Origin of the sequence: Chelativorans sp. J32 (genome assembly GCF_000518985.1) — a bacterium.
In the GTDB taxonomy this organism is placed as follows: Bacteria; Pseudomonadota; Alphaproteobacteria; order Rhizobiales; family Rhizobiaceae; genus Chelativorans.
The window spans coordinates 1-16,677 of the sequence record NZ_JAEQ01000005.1; the positions used below are offsets into that span (position 1 = coordinate 1).

Sequence of the window (16,677 nt, forward strand, 5' to 3'; positions counted from 1 at the left end):
CTGACGAGACGGCAACGCCGAAACGAGCCGCCACCGACCGGCAGCTTTCCCCAGCCCCGATCGCCCTAACAACACGCTCACGAAGATCATTCGAAGAGGTCGCGTCATCCGATGCTGGCCTCCACTCCAGCCAGCATCTTGAATCACAAAACCTCCGAAATCGGAATCCCCTCCGATTCAGATACAACCTGAACCGCTCTAGCCGCTGGATTCGGCAGCCCGGCTCCAGGCATCGAGCGCCTCGTTGAAGATGCGCTCGCCCGGCAGCCCCTTTTCCAAGGTGATGAGTGCTCGGCGGCCCGACGTATAAACGATCGGGATATCGATCCAATTCTGCCGTCGAAGCAGGGTGGAATTGATGCGCTGGTCCCCTTGGGTGTCGCTCAAAGCGACAAGGAAGAAACCATCTGCGATCTTCGCGGGAATGCCGAGGAGCGGGCTACCCGTGTCCTGCTCGCTCCGCTTCATATTGATCCGCAGCACATTGCTGATGCCGCCGCCCGGGAAATTTTCCGGCGTCAGGAAAATCAACTCGACAATGTGGCTCGCCGGCAGGGATTGATCCGAATTGCGGCGAATGGTCATCCGAAGCTGCAGGCCCTTTTCCGGGATTGTCGCTTCCGCCTGGATGGCAGGCTCGGACGGCTGGTTCTCGCCGGCGGATTCGTTGATAACGGACCAAACGACCGAGCCGCCCTCGGCATAACCTTCAGAAGCGCTGGTGCGCTCCTCATAGAAAATTGCTTTCTGGCCCACAGGAACGGCGCCTTCCGCATCCTGCGATTGGGCCTCACCGGCCTGGCCGCTTTGGACGGGGCCGCCGGTTCCCTGCGTCACCTGCGCGACGGAGGTTCCCTCGCCCAGGCCCGGCTCACCGCCGGCGGGGCCTTCGTCAACCTCGCTTCCGTCGGGAAGAAGCCGCTGCGTGAATTTCTGCGGTGGCTGTTCCGCCGGCGTTTCCGGCGCAGCCTGAGCTTCGGCGGTGGGCTGCTCTTCTGCAGGCTGCTCGGGCAAAGCCACGGCGACCTGGTCACTGCCACCGTTTTCCGCAACCGCTTCGGTTCCGCCTGAAGCGCCGGCAACGGGCTCATCCAAACCCGAGAGGCCGGCGAGCCGCGCGGCCTCGTCGCGATAGACCCATCCTGCAACGGCAGCGCCACAAACCACGAGAAGAAGCAGGACAAGCGGCACCATCTTTCCGATGCCGCCGCGGCGCTTCTGCGGTGTGGTGCTTGCCGCTATTTCGTCCGGGACAGGGCGATCGAAAGGCGGCAGGGCTTCCGGGCCCTCAACGGTCACTTCCCTGGTCTGCGACCAGTCGACGTCCTCGATAACCGCTCCTGCTTCCTCAGCGGATGGCGTTGCGGTCGCTACCAGCGGTGGAGCCGGATCGATGCTGGCAGGTTCTACTTCTGGCTCGGCGGCTTCGGGCTCGGCCGACGACGCATGGTCCTCGCTCCAGTCCGGCTCAGCTACGGCCTCCGGCTCGGGTGCTGGCGCCTCCTCCGGTTCTCCCGCGATGGGGCGAACGACCGGCGCACTCCTGCGTTGGGTGAACTGAAGATCCGAGAGAAGGCTTTCGAATTCGTCGTCGAGTTCGGTTTGAACTGGCTCGGGCGCTGGAGGCGCATACTCCGCCTCGACCGTGGTGATCGCCTCGTCAAGAAGCTGCCGCTGGCGCTCAGCGACCTGCGGCGGCGACGAGACGGCGGCAAGCTTGGTCTCAATGGTGGCGCGCGCCTTTGCATAGATTTTTTCCCGCGCCTCGGGCGTATTCTCCTTCAGCGCCTCGACGGCCTTGCGCAAAACCGCAGCAAAATCTGCCATAACTTAAAATGCCCGCTCCTGCTTGCCCTTGCTCACCCAAATTCGCCTAGAACTCGCACGAAATTGTGGTCACACTACAACACAGTCCCAAATATTGAAATCACGCGCAGCTTGAGATCACACCAATTCAACATATTAGACGATACGCATTCAGCTCCGTCAAAAGCTGCCTCGTATCTCACGCGATCTGTCAGCAAATGGCGGCAGATCTTCCCCTATAATGGCAGCCGAACTGTTGTGGCATGCTATTCGCGAAGATCTCCTCGCTTTGGAAATGCCGCCCTCTTTTGCGCTAGTCCTGGAACGGATCCGTTACGAGAATTGCATCCTCACGCTCCGGGCTGGTCGACAGAATCGCGACGGGCGCACCGATCAGTTCCTCGATATGACGAACATACTTCACCGCCTGGGCGGGCAGATCGTTCCAGCTGCGGGCACCGCGCGTCGTCTCTCCCCAGCCTTCAAGCGTTTCGTAAATGGGCTCGAGTCGAGCCTGCGCACCCTGGCTTGCCGGGAGATAATCTATCACCTGGCCGTCGAGCCGATAGCCGGTGCACACCTTGATCTCTTTCATGCCGTCCAGCACGTCGAGCTTGGTGAGCGCGATGCCGTCCATGCCATTCGCCACCACCGATTGGCGGACCTGAACCGCATCAAACCAGCCACAGCGACGCTTGCGCCCCGTGACGGTTCCGAATTCGTGGCCGCGCGTGCCCAGGAACTCGCCGATCTCGTTGTCCTGCTCGGTCGGAAAAGGCCCCTCCCCGACGCGGGTGGTGTATGCCTTGGTGATGCCAAGCACATAGCCCACCGCTCCAGGGCCAAGACCGGATCCGGTCGCGGCCTGCCCGGCCACCGTGTTCGATGATGTCACGAACGGATAGGTACCATGGTCGATGTCGAGCATGGTGCCCTGGGCACCCTCGAAAAGGATGCGGCTGCCAGCCCGGCGTGCATCGTCGAGTATTTTCCATACGCGGTCGACGAAAGGCAGGATCTTGTCGGCAACGGAGGTCAGTTCCTGCATGATCGCTTCATGCGAAACCTCGGCATGGCCAAGGCCTCGACGCAGCGCATTGTGATGCGTCAGCAGCCGGTCGACCTTGAGCGAAAGCGTCTCCGGATCGGCCAGATCCATGACCCGGATTGCCCGGCGCCCCACCTTATCCTCGTAAGCGGGCCCGATGCCCCGGCGGGTGGTGCCGATCTTGGTCCCCGAATTCGAAGCCGCATCCTCGCGGAAACCGTCGAGTTCCCGGTGCAGCGACAAGATAAGCGCGGTGTTCTCCGCCACCTTCAGGTTTTCCGGCGTGACGGTGACGCCTTGGCCCTTCAGCCGCTCTATCTCCGCCACGAAGGCATGAGGATCAAAGACGACGCCATTGCCGATGACGGAAAGCTTGCCGGGACGCACAACGCCGGAAGGCAGGAGAGAGAGCTTGTAGCTCACGCCATCGATGACGAGCGTATGGCCGGCATTGTGGCCACCCTGGTACCGCACGACCACATCCGCGCGCTCGGAAAGCCAATCGACGATCTTTCCTTTGCCTTCATCGCCCCATTGAGAGCCGACGACCACCACATTCGCCATCAGGTGCTTCCTTCCTACCGGCCAGAGACGGGCTCCGCCTTACGAAAAACAGAGGCTCTATAGCGCCATGTGCGGCGCGATGCGACCCCTCTTTCGCCGCAGTCGAATCGACAGAGAGATTTTTAGGCCGGTAGCATCAAGAGGCAGGATGCTTTATCCCTTCGCATGCCAAGAACACGCCGGACGTCCGATGCTCAACTCAGCCTATCCGCTTCTGTTGCTGACCACCCTTTCTTGGGGCGGAAATGCTGTGGCGGGGAAATTGGCCGTTGGCCATATCTCCCCCTTCGCCCTGACTTTCCTGCGTTGGATATTGGCAGTCGCCGTGCTCTTGCCGGTCGCCTGGGGTCCGCTCCGCCGTGACTGGCCCAAGATCCGCAGCAATCTGGGCCTGCTCACGTTGCTCGGCATCATGGGGTTCACCTGCTTCAACGCCACGATGTACAGCGCCCTCACGCTCACTTCAGCGGTCAACGTCTCCATCGAACAGGGCGCCATCCCGCTCGTCATCATCGTGGTGAATTTCGTCTTTTTCCGCGTGAGAGCGAGCTGGCTTCAGATAGCGGGCTTCCTGCTTTCGCTCGTCGGCATCGCGCTCACGGCAAGCCACGGCGATCTTCGTCGGCTTACCGCGATGGACATCAATTTCGGCGACCTTCTGATGCTCTTCGCCGTGCTTGCCTACGGCTTCTATACGGTGGCACTGCGCTTCAAACCCGAGATCCATTGGGTAAGCATGATCACGGTGCTGGCGGTGTCGGCCCTCGTCAGCTCGTTTCCGCTTATGATTTGGGAGTATTCGACCGGCGACCTGCTTCTTCCGGACTTCACCGGCTGGATGGTGGTAATTTATGTCGCGCTGATGCCGTCGGTGGTGTCACAGGTCTTCTATATCCGCGGCGTCGAGCTTATCGGCGCCAACCGCGCCGGCTTGTTCGTGAATCTCGTGCCGATCTTCGGAACCCTGCTCTCGATCCTTCTGCTCGGCGAGGAGTTCTTCCTCTATCACGCGGTGGCACTGCTTCTTGTGTTCTTCGGCATCTGGCTCGCGGAAGCGAGCAGCAGAAAGAAAGCGCCTGTGCCCGCCCGCGTCCGTGCGCCCATCGACGGGTCCTGACAGGGCCCCACCGCCCTGTCAGGGTGACCGCCGATTTCGTGCCTAGATTCCGACGTCGAACCGCAACGGCCTGGCGGAAATGATAGAACCGGCAGACCTGAGCTCTTCCAGAACCGTCTGCGGGAACGGCGCGTCGAGATAAAGAAGCGCGATCGCATCCCCACCCGGCCGGTTGCGCCCAAGCTGGAAATTCGCGATGTTCACGCCATGCTTGCCGCAGATCGTGCCAAGCTGGCCGATGATGCCGGGCGTGTCATAGTTCGTGGTGTAGAGCATGTGCTCACCCACCTCGGCATCAAGGTTGATGCCCTTGATCTGGATGAAGCGCGGCTTGCCGTCAGAAAAGCAGGTGCCGGCGATGGAGCGGGTGCGCTCAGTGGTTTTCACGGTGAGCTTGATATAGCCGTCAAACACGCCCGACTTGTCGCGCTTCACCTCCGAAACGATGATGCCCCGCTCCTTCACCATGATCGGCGCGGAGACCATGTTGACGTCGTTCACCTGCGGCCGGATCAGACCGGCGAGTGCGGCACTGATCAACGCACGCGTGTTCATCGCAGCGGTGGCGCCATCGAACAGGATTTCGACCTCCTCGATGGGCTCGTCCGTCACCTGGCCCACGAAACCGCCCAACACCTCCGCCAGCTTGATGAATGGCTTCAGACGCGGCGCTTCCTCCGCGGTGATCGAAGGCATGTTGATGGCATTCGTGACGGCACCCTTGATGAGGTAATCCGACATCTGCTCTGCAATCTGCAGCGCCACATTTTCCTGGGCCTCCGTAGTCGAGGCGCCGAGATGGGGCGTGCAGACCACATTCGGCAGATTGAAGAGAGGATTCTCCGTCGCGGGCTCGTTTTCGAACACGTCAATGCCTGCGCCCGCCACCTTGCCGGACTTCAGAGCCTCGACCAGATTGGCTTCGACTATAAGGCCGCCACGCGCGCAATTGATGATACGCACGCCGTTCTTCATCTTCGCGATCGCATCGGCGTTGATGATGTTGCGCGTCTTGTCGGTAAGCGGCGTGTGGAGGGTGATGAAGTCGGCGCGTCTGAAAAGCTCGTCCAGCTCGACCTTCTCCACGCCGAGCTCCTCGGCCCGGTCTTCTGACAGGAACGGATCATAGGCCACCACATGCATCTTGAGCCCGATCGCGCGCATCGCGACCACCGAACCGATATTGCCGCAGCCGATCACGCCCAGCGTCTTGCCGGTGATTTCCACCCCCATGAAGCGGTTCTTTTCCCACTTGCCCGCATGGGTCGATGCATTGGCTTCGGGGATCTGCCGGGCAACCGCGAACAGCATGGCGATCGCGTGTTCGGCCGTCGTGATGGAATTGCCGAAAGGCGTGTTCATCACGATGATGCCTCGCCGCGAGGCGGCAGGGATATCGACATTGTCGACGCCAATGCCGGCGCGCCCGATCACCTTCAGATTGGTGGCGGCGGCGATCAGCTTCTCGGTGACCTTGGTCGCGGAGCGGATGGCAAGACCATCATATTGATCGATGATGGAAAGGAGCTTCTCCTTATCCTTTCCAAGGTCCGGCTGGTAATCCACCTCCACGCCGTGCTGCCGGAAAATTTCGACTGCGGTGGGGGAAAGCTTATCGGAAACGAGTACGCGAGGTGCCATTTCAAGGCTCCATTCAAGTCAGAAGAAAAAAGAGGTTGGGCCGCATGAACCATGCGGCCGAGGCGGCTCAGGCGGCTTGAAGCGCGGCCTTTTGTTCCTGGAAGGCCCAGTCAAGCCAAGGCATCAGGGCTTCGAGATCGGATGTCTCGACCGTAGCGCCCGCCCATATCCGCAGACCCGAAGGCGCATCGCGGTAATGGCCGATATCGTAGGCCACGCCTTCCTTGTCGAGCTTCGAGACAATGCCCTTGGCGAAGGCTGCCTTGGCATCCTCATCCAGGCCGGCGACCGCCGGATCGACAATGCTGAGGCAGACAGAGGTGTTCGACCGTGTCGCAGGGTCTTCTGCGAGATGGGCGAGCCATCCGCTGTTCTCCACGAACCGATCGATGGTGGCGAAATTGGCATCCGCGCGGGCGATCAGCCCTTCGAGGCCACCCACCGACTTCGCCCATTCGAGCGCGTCGAGATAATCTTCCACGCAGAGCATGGAGGGCGTGTTGATCGTCTCGCCCTTGAAGATCCCTTCGATCAGCTTGCCGCCCTTCGTCATGCGGAAGATTTTCGGGAGCGGCCAGGCGGGGGCATAGGTCTCCAGACGCTCGACGGCGCGCGGGCTGAGGATCAGGACGCCGTGGCCGCCTTCACCGCCCAGCACTTTCTGCCAGGAGAAGGTGACCACGTCGAGCTTGGCGAAATCGAGCCGCTGGGCAAAAGCCGCCGAAGTTGCATCGCAGATGGTGAGGCCCTTGCGGCCGGCCGGAATGAAATTGGCATTCGGCACGCGCACACCAGAGGTCGTGCCGTTCCAGGTGAAGACCACGTCGCGATCGAAATCGACCTGCGAAAGATCGGGCAGCTTGCCGTAATCGGCCACGAAGCGGCGCACGTCCTTGAGCTTGAGCTGCTTGACCACGTCCGTCACCCAGCCGGCGCCGAACGATTCCCAGGCAAGCATATCAACGCCGCGTTCCCCGAGCAGCGACCAGAGCGCCATCTCAACAGCGCCGGTGTCCGAGGCCGGAACGATTCCGATGCGGTAATCAGCGGGGACCTGAAGGACCTCTCGGGTCAGTTCTATGGCGCGGGCAAGCTTTTCCTTGCCGATCTTGGCGCGGTGCGAGCGGCCAAGGGGAGCGCCTTTCAATGCCTCGACCGTCCAGCCGGGGCGCTTTGCGCAAGGTCCTGAAGAAAAATTAGGATTGGCCGGACGCAGGTCCGGCTTCGAGAGCGTGGTCATGTTGTTCCTATCCTTCCAGATAGCACGCCCCTCGGTGGGGAGGGGTGGCCCACTGGCGGGATTAGCCGAAGCGAGAACAAAGCGCAAGAGGAAACGGATGGTCAGGTTATGCACCCTACCACCTCTTGCTGCCCCCGGGAAAGGAAGCTAGAGGCCAATCGACGCTCGCATGCGTCCGGCTTCTATCGTGCCATTTGGGGGGACATCATGAAATCGTTCGTTCTTGCCGATTCCTGCGCGGCAGCATTTCTCGTCGCGTCGCCAGCCGGCGCCAATAAGGATCTCATCTTTACGCTCAGCAACAAGACCGCAGTCGAGTTGAGGGCCTTTTACGCATCACCCTCGAACGTCGGCAGTTGGGAAGAAGATATTCTTGGCCGCGACACACTCGCGGCCGGCGAAACGGTCAGCATCACGATCGCCGATGGGCGCAGCCAATGCGAATATGACCTTCGGTCCGAGTTTGCCGATGGTGACGTCGTTGAAGACACCGTCAATCTTTGCGAGACCGAAAGCTATACCATAGAGTGACTGCCGGGCTGGTGCAGCCAACCGCATCACCAATATCTCCATCAGAAAGCCCGGCGTCCCGCCGGGTTTTTTGTGCCGGCCCTGGATCGGCGATGCGCGGAATGCCCAGGAGGATTATTCTCTCCGAATTAGGCGGCGCGTTAGAATTCCATTCCTGAAAATTGAGAAGCATAACCGCTATATAGAAATTCATTTCAAGGCGCTGTCCGCATTGGCAAGCGCCACATTCAGTGACTCGAAAACAAGAGTTCAGTCATGGCAACGCAAATACAGTCTTCCTCAAGGCCGGCAGAACAAAAGCCGTTCTATCGTAGCTTCGGCTTCCAGGTCTTGGCCGCGATGGCGCTTGGCATTGTGCTAGGCCTTATCGCGCGGCAGCTCGGCAGCGGTCCGGCCGGCGATCCGAACTGGCTCGCGCAAACGCTGCAGACCGTCGGCTCGATCTTCGTTCAGCTCCTCCGTGCCCTGGTTCCGCCGCTGATCTTCACGGCGATCGTCGCCTCCATCAGCAATCTGCGGCAACTCTCCAACGCTGCAGCATTGGTATGGCAAACCCTGCTATGGTTCGCCATCACGGCCTTGATCGCGGTCGTGATCGGCATTGCACTTGGACTCATCATCCAGCCCGGCACGCGCGCGGTGATCGACCAAGCCGCCGCCAGCGCCCCCTCGACCACTGGTTCCTGGCTCGATTTCCTGAAGGGCTTGGTACCCGTCAATATGTTTGGCCTACAAGCGTCGACAAAGCTGGCGGAAAGCGGAGCCTCCACATCGCTCAATTTCAATGTCCTCCAGCTCCTCGTGATCTCCATCGTCGTCGGGGTCGCGGCTCTGCGCGTGGGAGAGGCGGCCGAGCCGTTCCTGGAACTCAACCGCTCACTGCTCGCGATCGTGCGGAAGATTCTCTGGTGGGTGATTCGGCTTACGCCCATCGGTACGATCGGCCTGCTCGGAAATGCTGTCGCCCAGTATGGCTGGCAGACACTGGGCCAACTCGGCTGGTTCGCCGCAGCAGTCTATATCGGCCTCGCACTCGTTCTCTTCGTCGTCTATCCTGCCCTCCTCGCTGGACATGGCCTCAGCCCGGCGCGCTATTTTGCAGGCGCATGGCCTGCGATCCAGCTCGCCTTTGTTTCCCGCTCCTCGATCGGCACACTTCCGGTGACGGAGACCGTCACAGAGCGGGAACTTGGCGTTCCCCGCGAATATGCCGCCTTCGCCGTTCCGCTCGGCGCGACGACGAAGATGGACGGCTGCGCAGCCATCTACCCCGCCATTGCTGCAATTTTCATCGCCGAGTTCTATCAGGTGCCGCTGGCGCTCCAGGATTATTTCCTGATCGCCTTCGTCTCAGTGATTGGCTCCGCGGCAACTGCAGGTCTCACAGGCGCGGTGGTGATGCTCACGCTGACGCTTTCCACCTTGGGCCTGCCCCTGCAGGGCGTCGGCCTCCTCCTCGCGATCGACCCGATCCTCGACATGGGACGGACAGCGGTCAATGTCGCGGGCCAAGCGCTGGTGCCGACCATCGTGGCCAAGCGCGCCGGCATTCTCGACCAGAGCCGCTACGACCAGGCGAGGCAAATCGGTGGTCTCGATGCGGAGCCCACGCCTCGGGCGGCCTGAGCTTTGAATCTACATCAGCAAAAAGGCCGGCACCGAGTGCCGGCCTTCTTGTTTGTGCCGGAAGTTACCAGAGATCATATCTGAGGCCGACCTTCACCTGATGGAAGTCCACCCCTTCTTCGATGGTGCCCCTGTCCACGTCCACATATTTGGTGCCGGGCGAGCTCAAATACTGGTAGCCGACATCGACCGACATATTCCTCGTCATCTGGTAGTTCACGCCTGCGTTCAGCGCATAGGCGAACTCATATCGGCTATCGATCGAGTTGAAGGCGTCGGTCAGAAACGGGTCTGCGCCGGAAATATCATAGGTCGAATAGAGAACGCCGACCCCCGCCCCCACATAGGGTGTGAAGCCCACGAAGGTACCCAGGTCCACATAGCCGTTCACCATGCCGCCCCAGACGCGATGCTCGGCTGAGATGGCGCCGTCGTCATAATCGTCGCTCGATACATAAGCGAGATTGATATCGGCGCGCAGGAGATCGGTGAAGTGATAGCCGAAGCCGATGCTGCCCCCGACACGATTGTTGTCGATATTGCCGCGCAGGCTCCCGACATCGTAGACGGACTTGTTTGCGCTGTAGCTCACGTCGCCGCGAAGATACCAGCCGGAGCCGACCTCCACCGGAACTAGCGGCGCTTCTTCGACCACGATCGGCGGCTCGTAATCGGCCGCATGTCCCGGGAGCACCGAGAGAAGCAAGGTCGCAAACAAAATGAGGCCGCTGGATTTCCGCATGGTTCCGTTCTCCGCAAGCGCGACGGAGCCTATGCTGCCCCCCGCCGCTTTCCTTCCGGATATTGTTAACCATTCTGGTTAAGCAGCGGTTAAGGCTAACGGAATCTTTAAGCCGCCCTGCTGCCAAAAACAAAACCGCCCGGCTTGCGACCGGGCGGCCCTGAAATGATGAGCGAGAGCGGTTACTTGTAGATCACCGGCTCTGCGGGCGGCTGATAGGGTGGCTCATACGCGATCTGCGGTGCCGCGCAATTCACATTCGCCCCGCCGAAGGAGTAACGCAGGCCTGCACGCGCCTGATGAATGTTGAAGCCGTCGTCGAAGCCAGGCCCAGCGCCGATGCTGGCGCCATCCGGCCCGAATTCCTCGAACATCCTGCCGCCTTCGATGCGGGTGAAGCGATAGCCGGCATCGAGCTGCAGGTTCTGGGTCAGACAGTATGAGGCACCTGCCATCAGCGACCAGGCGAAACGCCATTCCTTGGCACCTTTGTGAGTCCAGCTGTCGTCCCCGATCGTGTTGTTGAGATCGTCCCACTTCACATAGGCACCGCCGATACCAGCGCCGACATAGGGCGTGATGCCGTGATAGGTGCCGAGATCCACATAGGCGTTGGCCATCAAGAGAAGCGCGCTATAGGACGTGCGATCCGTCGAGGTGCAGGGGACGCCCGCGCAGTAACCCGCCGTCGTCCCGCGAAAATCCGAATCAAACAGATAGTCTGCCGTGAAATCCGTGCGGAAGTAGCGATTGATCTGATAGCCGATACCGCCACCCAGCGTTGCCGCCCCGTCAAGATCCGTGGAGGTGAACTCGCTCGTCCCGGGCGGGGGGCCGTAGGTAATGTATTCGGTTCCGCGCAATTTCGACCAGCGATAACCGACATCACCGCGCAGGTACCAACCGCCCACCGAGACCTGCTCGACGACCGGCGGAGGCGGGGGCGGAGCCTCGACTGGAGGGATATAGAGGTCAGCGCCGTAAGCGCTGGTTGCAAGCGTAAGGGCAACTGCCGCAAAAATCGGCCTGATCATTCTCGACATATACACACCCCCGAAAGCCGTTCCGTGACCGACGCTACGGCTGGTTGAAACATGTCGAAAAATGCAGCAGAAAAGTTAAGCTCCGCTTAACCCTAATAATTTTTGAGGGCTTGGCGTGATCCTCCTCAAGCAGCCACCGTCCTGGCGTCCGTGATGACCCCGACAATGCTGTCGACCACATCCCTGACGAGATCGGGATTATCGCCTTCGGCCATGACCCTGATGAGGGGCTCCGTGCCAGAGGGGCGTATGACAAGCCGGCCGGTATCCCCAAGCCGCCCCTCGGCATCAGCGATCGCAGCCTTCACCGAAGCCGCCTCAAGGGGCCTGCCGCCGCTGATCCGGACATTCTTCAACAGCTGCGGCACCGGCTCGAACTTCCGGCAGACCTCGCTCGCCGGCTTATCTAGCCGCTTGATATGGGCAAGCACCTGGAGCGCGGTGACAAGCCCGTCACCAGAGGTCGAGAAATCCGAAAGGATGACATGGCCGGATTGTTCGCCGCCGACATTCAGGCCATGCTCGCGCATATGCTCGACCACATACCGGTCGCCGACCTTTGTGCGGTGGAGCGACAATCCCCGATCGCGTAGAAAGCGTTCGAGACCAAGATTCGACATAACGGTGGCGACGATACCGTCGCCCACGAGCTTCTCGCTGTCGTGCCAGGACTGCGCGATGAGAGCCATAATCTGGTCCCCATCGATGACGGTGCCGTTCTCGTCGACCATAACGACGCGATCGGCATCGCCATCCAACGCGATGCCGATATCGGCCCGCACCTCATGCACCTTCTTGGCAAGGCTCGCGGGATGGGTGGAGCCGCACTCTTCATTGATGTTGAAGCCATTCGGATCCACGTGGATGGGGACGACTTCCGCACCGAGTTCCCAAAGGGCTGCCGGCGCCACCTTGTAAGCGGCACCATTGGCACAATCGATGACGATGCGCAGGCCCGAAAGCGACATGTCGCGCGGTAGAGTGCGCTTGGCGAACTCGATGTAACGATCATGCACGCCATCGACGCGCTTGGCCCGGCCGAGATTCTCCGAATCTGCCAGCGCAAGCTCCACATCGCGGTCCAGCATGGCCTCGATGCGGCTCTCCAGTTCATCCGAGAGCTTGTAACCGTCGGGCCCGAAAAGCTTGATGCCGTTATCATGGTACGGATTGTGGGAAGCGGAGATCATCACGCCGATATCGGCGCGCAGCGAGCGCACCAGCATGGCGACGGCCGGCGTCGGGATGGGACCGAGAAGGAATACATCCATGCCCGCAGCACAGAAGCCCGCGACCATCGCATTTTCGATCATATAGCCGGAAAGGCGCGTGTCCTTGCCAAGCACCACGCGGTGCCTGTGGTTTCCATTCTGAAAGGAAAGGCCAGCAGCCATGCCTACACGCATCGCCACCTCGGCCGTCATGGGAAAGCGGTTCGCCCGCCCCCTGATCCCGTCGGTCCCGAAATATTGTTTCGACATATTCTTCTTCGTCCGTACCGATTTGGAATTCGATCGCAAAGCAGCGCTCCTTCCCTCTGCCACGGCTTCGCGCGTAACGCGTAACAAGCATATTATGGGACAAATTGTAACCGATCCATATGAACAGCGGCTTGTCCACCTTGGTTAATGGTTGGTGAAAACCACGCCCCAACGCGCTCCCTGATCAGGCAAAGGGGCCGTTTCATGACGTCATAGCAAGTGGTAGGCTAGGCTCCCCCTTAGATACGCGATGCTCACCTCTCAGGCTGCATTGCGTGCTTTCCGACCATTCGAACCTCAATTCCGGGCGGCGGCGGCGAGTTTTCCATGCTTCATTGCTGACGATGGCGACCGGTGCGATGGGCATCGCGAATGCCCTCTGCACCCCGCCCGGGCGGGAAAATCTTCGCAAAAAAATAACGCCGCTGGATTTCTCCAGCGGCGTTCGGATCTCAGAAATTCCCGGGTTCACCCCTGCGGTTGCGGTTCCAGGCCGGCGTCCGGTTCCTCGCCGCCCTTCTTACCCTGTTTCCGCACCCCGGCCTTCGGCACCGTGGACCCCCGCGAAGGCGGCGTATCGTCGCCCAAATCCCGCGCCGGCTTCTCGCCGCGGATGATCGCCTGGATCTCCTCGCCCGAAAGCGTCTCATATTCGAGCAGCCCTTCGGCAACGGCGATCCACGCGTCGCGCTTCGTGGTCAGGATCTCGCGCGCTTTGTCATAAGCTTCGTCGATCAGCCGGCGAACTTCGTCGTCGATCTTCTGCTGCGTTTCTTCCGACATGTTCTGCTGGCGCGTGACCGAATGACCAAGGAAGACTTCTTCCTGGTTTTCGCCATAGGCGACCTGGCCCAGCTTGTCGGAAAAGCCCCAACGCGTGACCATGGCGCGCGCGAGCTTCGTTGCCTGCTCGATATCGGAGGCAGCGCCGGAGGTGATGTTCTCCTTGCCGAATTTCAGCTCTTCCGCGACACGGCCGCCCATCATGATCGCCAGTCGGGAGATCATGTATTTGTAGCTCATCGAGTACCGGTCGCCTTCGGGCAACTGCATGACCATGCCAAGCGCGCGGCCACGCGGGATGATCGTTGCCTTGTGCACTGGATCGGAGGCGGGAACGTTGAGCGCGACCACGGCATGGCCGGACTCGTGATACGCCGTCAGTTCCTTCTCCTCCTGGGTCATGGCATGCGAGCGGCGCTCAGCACCCATCATCACCTTGTCCTTGGCGTCCTCGAATTCCTGCATGGTGACGAGGCGCTTGTTGCGGCGCGCGGCCATCAGTGCAGCTTCATTGACGAGATTGGCAAGGTCGGCGCCGGAGAAGCCCGGCGTACCGCGCGCAATGGTCTTGAGATCGACATTGGGCGCGAGCGGAACGTTGCGAACATGGACCTTGAGAATCTTCTCGCGGCCGACAATGTCGGGGTTGGGCACGACGACCTGGCGGTCGAAACGGCCCGGACGCAGAAGCGCGGGATCGAGCACGTCCGGCCTGTTGGTGGCGGCGATCAGGATGATGCCTTCATTGGCCTCGAAACCGTCCATCTCCACCAGCAACTGGTTCAGCGTCTGCTCACGCTCGTCATTGCCACCGCCAAGACCCGCGCCGCGGTGGCGGCCCACCGCGTCGATCTCGTCGATGAAGATGATGCAGGGCGCGTTCTTCTTGGCCTGGTCGAACATGTCGCGGACACGGCTTGCACCGACGCCGACGAACATCTCGACGAAATCCGAACCGGAAATGGTGAAGAAGGGCACATTCGCCTCGCCCGCAACGGAGCGTGCAAGCAACGTCTTACCCGTCCCGGGAGGGCCGACAAGCAGCACGCCGCGCGGGATCTTGCCGCCGAGCCGCTGGAACTTCTGCGGATCGCGCAGGAATTCGACGATCTCCTCCAGATCCTGCTTGGCTTCGTCCACACCGGCAACGTCCTGGAACGTCACGCGTCCATGCGCCTCGGTAAGAAGCTTGGCCTTGGATTTGCCGAAGCCCATGGCCCGTCCCGAGCCCGACTGCATTTGCCGCATGAAGAATATCCAAACGGCCAGGATCAGGATCATCGGCAGCCAGGAGATGAAGTAACCAAAGATTGAATTGGAGCCGTCCGTCTCGGGGCGAGCCGTGATCTTCACATTATGGTCTTCGAGGCGCTGGACGAGATTGGGATCGCCCGGAGAATAGGTCTGGAAGGGTGTCCTATTGTCCACATAGGTGCCTGAAATCCGGCTGCCCGTAATGGTGACGCTCTCTACCCGGCCTTGCGAAAGTTCCTGAAGGAATTGGGAATAGGCGATATCGCGCGTAGCGCCGCGCTGCTGGGGCGCTTGAAACAGATTGAACAACGCGATGAGCAGGACCGCAATGATCGCCCACAGCGCGAAATTTCTATAATTTGGATTCATGTTCGTTCCGTAAGTGCGCCGAGGCCGGCTTAGTCTTCCCTAACATAGGGAGCGTGGGGAGAGTTGCCAAGCAGTCCGGCCGTCTTCAATGGCAAATCTAGGACCATATGGTTTATTCGTTATGTCCTTTGTGGCCATCGAATGGCAAGGCAGGTGGCGGCTCGCCGTGCATGAGCCCAAGAAGAGCAGCGGCGGGAGCAAGATCAAAGGAGGGGAGGAGCTTTGCCCAGGGTGCGGCTAGGGGGCGCAGGGCAATTCCCTTCATCTGTTGTGCAAGGCCGACGCACTGGTCTCCCACCCAGGCGGAGGGTTCCGCCGCCTGCGCCGATAGCAGGAGATGGGTGGGCGTATCGGCTGCTGGAAGATCAAGCGCGGCCGCATTCACCGTGCCGAAAGGCGCGATCCGGGTGTCCGGCTCAGGGCTTTCCGTACTGATCCTATAACGGCCATCCCAAACCAGCTCCCGGACAAGAGGCTTCTCCGGCAGGTTGCGCAATTCCCGGTGCAGATAAAGCCAATCCCCCTTCCGCGTCATGATCACACGCGACAGGCTGGCCCTCCGGCCATCAGCGAGCACGTGTCGAAGGATTTCAGCCGAGCGCTCTTCGTCCGGCAAGTGGGAGGCTCCCCCTGCTGCGGCAAGGAGGATGCGAAATGTGTAGAGACCGGCTTCGGGATCGGAAGCAGCCTGGAGGGAGAAGCGGAGCAGGCCTGGCACGGGCTGTTGCGCATAATTGCGGATGAGGTGCGCAGCCGATCGCCCCTCCTCCTCGCGCCGCCTTTGCGCGTCCCTGGCCTCGCCTAGGAGCAACTGGGTTCTCGCTTCATCAAGGCTGAGACGGACCCGCGCCCGCTCGAAGCGGGCGTCGCGGTTGCTCGGGTCCTCGAACCACCCGATATCGCGCTCGCGAAGAAATGCTCGCAATGTAGCGCGGCGGGCCTGGAGGAGCGGCCGCAAGAACCAGACATCGCCGTCGTAAAGCGTCGCAGGCGCGATACCCGCCGTGCCTCTGCCCTGCCCCCTCGACGATCGCATCGCGACCGTTTCCGCCTGATCATCTGCGGTGTGGGCGGTCAAAACCATATCCGTGCCCGCTTGACGCGCAGCGTGCGCCAGCAATGAAAACCGCGCCTCGCGCGCAGCCACGGAAATGCCGGATGCGGGCTTTGCGCCTTCCCAGCGCAGGGTGCGATGGGCGATGCCACGCGCAGCCGCAAGTTCACCGACCGCGCGCGCTTCCGCAGCCGATTCGGACCGGAGGCCGTGATCGACGGTCACCGCGACGAGCGACGGTCGCTCGGGGAGGCATTTCAGGTAATCGTGAAGAAGAAGAAGAAGGGCGAGAGAATCGCCACCGCCTGAAACCGCCGCAATGAGGGAGCGACGTCCCGCTAGGCGGATATCAGAAAAAAGTGCGCCCGGCTCGGGCAT

Annotated in this window: 12 protein-coding genes and 1 pseudogene; 3 read left to right on the forward strand and 10 right to left on the reverse strand. The window is 61.0% G+C overall.

The features are described 5' to 3' along the window. The 3 genes and pseudogenes from CHEJ32_RS28055 to CHEJ32_RS0109045 all read right to left on the reverse strand — a co-directional run. A pseudogene (locus CHEJ32_RS28055) lies at window positions 1-108 on the reverse strand (IS630 family transposase); the annotation flags it as partial. A gap of 90 nt (window positions 109-198) precedes the next feature. Next, window positions 199-1,827 carry a hypothetical protein gene (locus tag CHEJ32_RS0109040; protein ID WP_028033580.1) on the reverse strand — a complete coding sequence of 543 codons (1,629 nt, stop codon included), beginning with the start codon at window positions 1,825-1,827 and terminating at the stop codon, window positions 199-201. A 292-nt stretch (window positions 1,828-2,119) separates the two neighbouring features. Then, window positions 2,120-3,418, reverse strand: a complete 1,299-nt coding sequence (locus tag CHEJ32_RS0109045; protein ID WP_028033581.1) for an adenylosuccinate synthase — start codon at window positions 3,416-3,418, stop codon at window positions 2,120-2,122. Between the two features lie 190 nt (window positions 3,419-3,608). On the opposite strand from CHEJ32_RS0109045, the gene CHEJ32_RS24285 reads away from it, so the two are divergent. Continuing rightward, the gene (locus CHEJ32_RS24285) at window positions 3,609-4,535 is read left to right on the forward strand and encodes a DMT family transporter (protein ID WP_034658168.1); all 927 of its coding nucleotides are present in this window, start codon (window positions 3,609-3,611) and stop codon (window positions 4,533-4,535) included. A gap of 42 nt (window positions 4,536-4,577) precedes the next feature. On the opposite strand, the gene serA is transcribed toward CHEJ32_RS24285, so the two are convergent. Together serA and CHEJ32_RS0109060 are read right to left on the reverse strand one after the other, a co-directional pair. After that, window positions 4,578-6,176 (reverse strand): phosphoglycerate dehydrogenase, encoded by a 1,599-nt coding sequence (serA, locus tag CHEJ32_RS0109055; protein ID WP_028033582.1) that lies wholly within the window; start codon window positions 6,174-6,176, stop codon window positions 4,578-4,580. 67 nt (window positions 6,177-6,243) lie between these two features. After that, a complete protein-coding gene (locus tag CHEJ32_RS0109060) occupies window positions 6,244-7,416 on the reverse strand; it encodes a phosphoserine transaminase (RefSeq protein WP_028033583.1) in 1,173 nt (390 codons plus the stop codon). A 207-nt stretch (window positions 7,417-7,623) separates the two neighbouring features. Here CHEJ32_RS0109060 and CHEJ32_RS0109065 point away from each other — a divergent pair, with 207 nt between their 5' ends. Together CHEJ32_RS0109065 and CHEJ32_RS0109070 are read left to right on the forward strand one after the other, a co-directional pair. Then, window positions 7,624-7,947: a hypothetical protein gene (locus CHEJ32_RS0109065; protein ID WP_028033584.1), complete on the forward strand. Its 324-nt coding sequence runs from the start codon at window positions 7,624-7,626 to the stop codon at window positions 7,945-7,947. A gap of 255 nt (window positions 7,948-8,202) precedes the next feature. Beyond that, complete coding sequence (locus CHEJ32_RS0109070) at window positions 8,203-9,573, forward strand: dicarboxylate/amino acid:cation symporter (protein ID WP_028033585.1); 1,371 nt, start codon at window positions 8,203-8,205, stop codon at window positions 9,571-9,573. Window positions 9,574-9,637: 64 nt separating this feature from the next. On the opposite strand, the gene CHEJ32_RS0109075 is transcribed toward CHEJ32_RS0109070, so the two are convergent. From CHEJ32_RS0109075 to tilS, 5 genes are all read right to left on the reverse strand, one after another. Next, window positions 9,638-10,315: an outer membrane protein gene (locus CHEJ32_RS0109075; protein ID WP_051469565.1), complete on the reverse strand. Its 678-nt coding sequence runs from the start codon at window positions 10,313-10,315 to the stop codon at window positions 9,638-9,640. 182 nt (window positions 10,316-10,497) lie between these two features. Continuing rightward, window positions 10,498-11,358 carry an outer membrane protein gene (locus CHEJ32_RS0109080; protein ID WP_028033587.1) on the reverse strand — a complete coding sequence of 287 codons (861 nt, stop codon included), beginning with the start codon at window positions 11,356-11,358 and terminating at the stop codon, window positions 10,498-10,500. Between the two features lie 125 nt (window positions 11,359-11,483). Further along, a complete protein-coding gene (gene glmM / locus CHEJ32_RS0109085; RefSeq protein ID WP_028033588.1) occupies window positions 11,484-12,839 on the reverse strand; it encodes a phosphoglucosamine mutase in 1,356 nt (451 codons plus the stop codon). A gap of 468 nt (window positions 12,840-13,307) precedes the next feature. Further along, entirely contained in the window at window positions 13,308-15,245 is a 1,938-nt protein-coding gene (ftsH, locus tag CHEJ32_RS0109090; protein ID WP_028033589.1) for an ATP-dependent zinc metalloprotease FtsH, read from the reverse strand. 112 nt (window positions 15,246-15,357) lie between these two features. Beyond that, window positions 15,358-16,677: a tRNA lysidine(34) synthetase TilS gene (gene tilS, locus CHEJ32_RS0109095; RefSeq protein WP_028033590.1), complete on the reverse strand. Its 1,320-nt coding sequence runs from the start codon at window positions 16,675-16,677 to the stop codon at window positions 15,358-15,360.

Bases quoted from the DNA above. Each gene is read 5' to 3' on its own strand.
- CHEJ32_RS0109040 (WP_028033580.1), bottom strand. From the start codon at position 1,827: ATGGCAGATTTTGCTGCGGTTTTGCGCAAGGCCGTCGAGGCGCTGAAG.
- CHEJ32_RS0109045 (WP_028033581.1), bottom strand. From the start codon at position 3,418: ATGGCGAATGTGGTGGTCGTCGGCTCTCAATGGGGCGATGAAGGCAAA.
- CHEJ32_RS24285 (WP_034658168.1), top strand. From the start codon at position 3,609: ATGCTCAACTCAGCCTATCCGCTTCTGTTGCTGACCACCCTTTCTTGG.
- serA (WP_028033582.1), bottom strand. From the start codon at position 6,176: ATGGCACCTCGCGTACTCGTTTCCGATAAGCTTTCCCCCACCGCAGTC.
- CHEJ32_RS0109060 (WP_028033583.1), bottom strand. From the start codon at position 7,416: ATGACCACGCTCTCGAAGCCGGACCTGCGTCCGGCCAATCCTAATTTT.
- CHEJ32_RS0109065 (WP_028033584.1), top strand. From the start codon at position 7,624: ATGAAATCGTTCGTTCTTGCCGATTCCTGCGCGGCAGCATTTCTCGTC.
- CHEJ32_RS0109070 (WP_028033585.1), top strand. From the start codon at position 8,203: ATGGCAACGCAAATACAGTCTTCCTCAAGGCCGGCAGAACAAAAGCCG.
- CHEJ32_RS0109075 (WP_051469565.1), bottom strand. From the start codon at position 10,315: ATGCGGAAATCCAGCGGCCTCATTTTGTTTGCGACCTTGCTTCTCTCG.
- CHEJ32_RS0109080 (WP_028033587.1), bottom strand. From the start codon at position 11,358: ATGTCGAGAATGATCAGGCCGATTTTTGCGGCAGTTGCCCTTACGCTT.
- glmM (WP_028033588.1), bottom strand. From the start codon at position 12,839: ATGTCGAAACAATATTTCGGGACCGACGGGATCAGGGGGCGGGCGAAC.
- ftsH (WP_028033589.1), bottom strand. From the start codon at position 15,245: ATGAATCCAAATTATAGAAATTTCGCGCTGTGGGCGATCATTGCGGTC.
- tilS (WP_028033590.1), bottom strand. From the start codon at position 16,677: ATGCCCGAGCCGGGCGCACTTTTTTCTGATATCCGCCTAGCGGGACGT.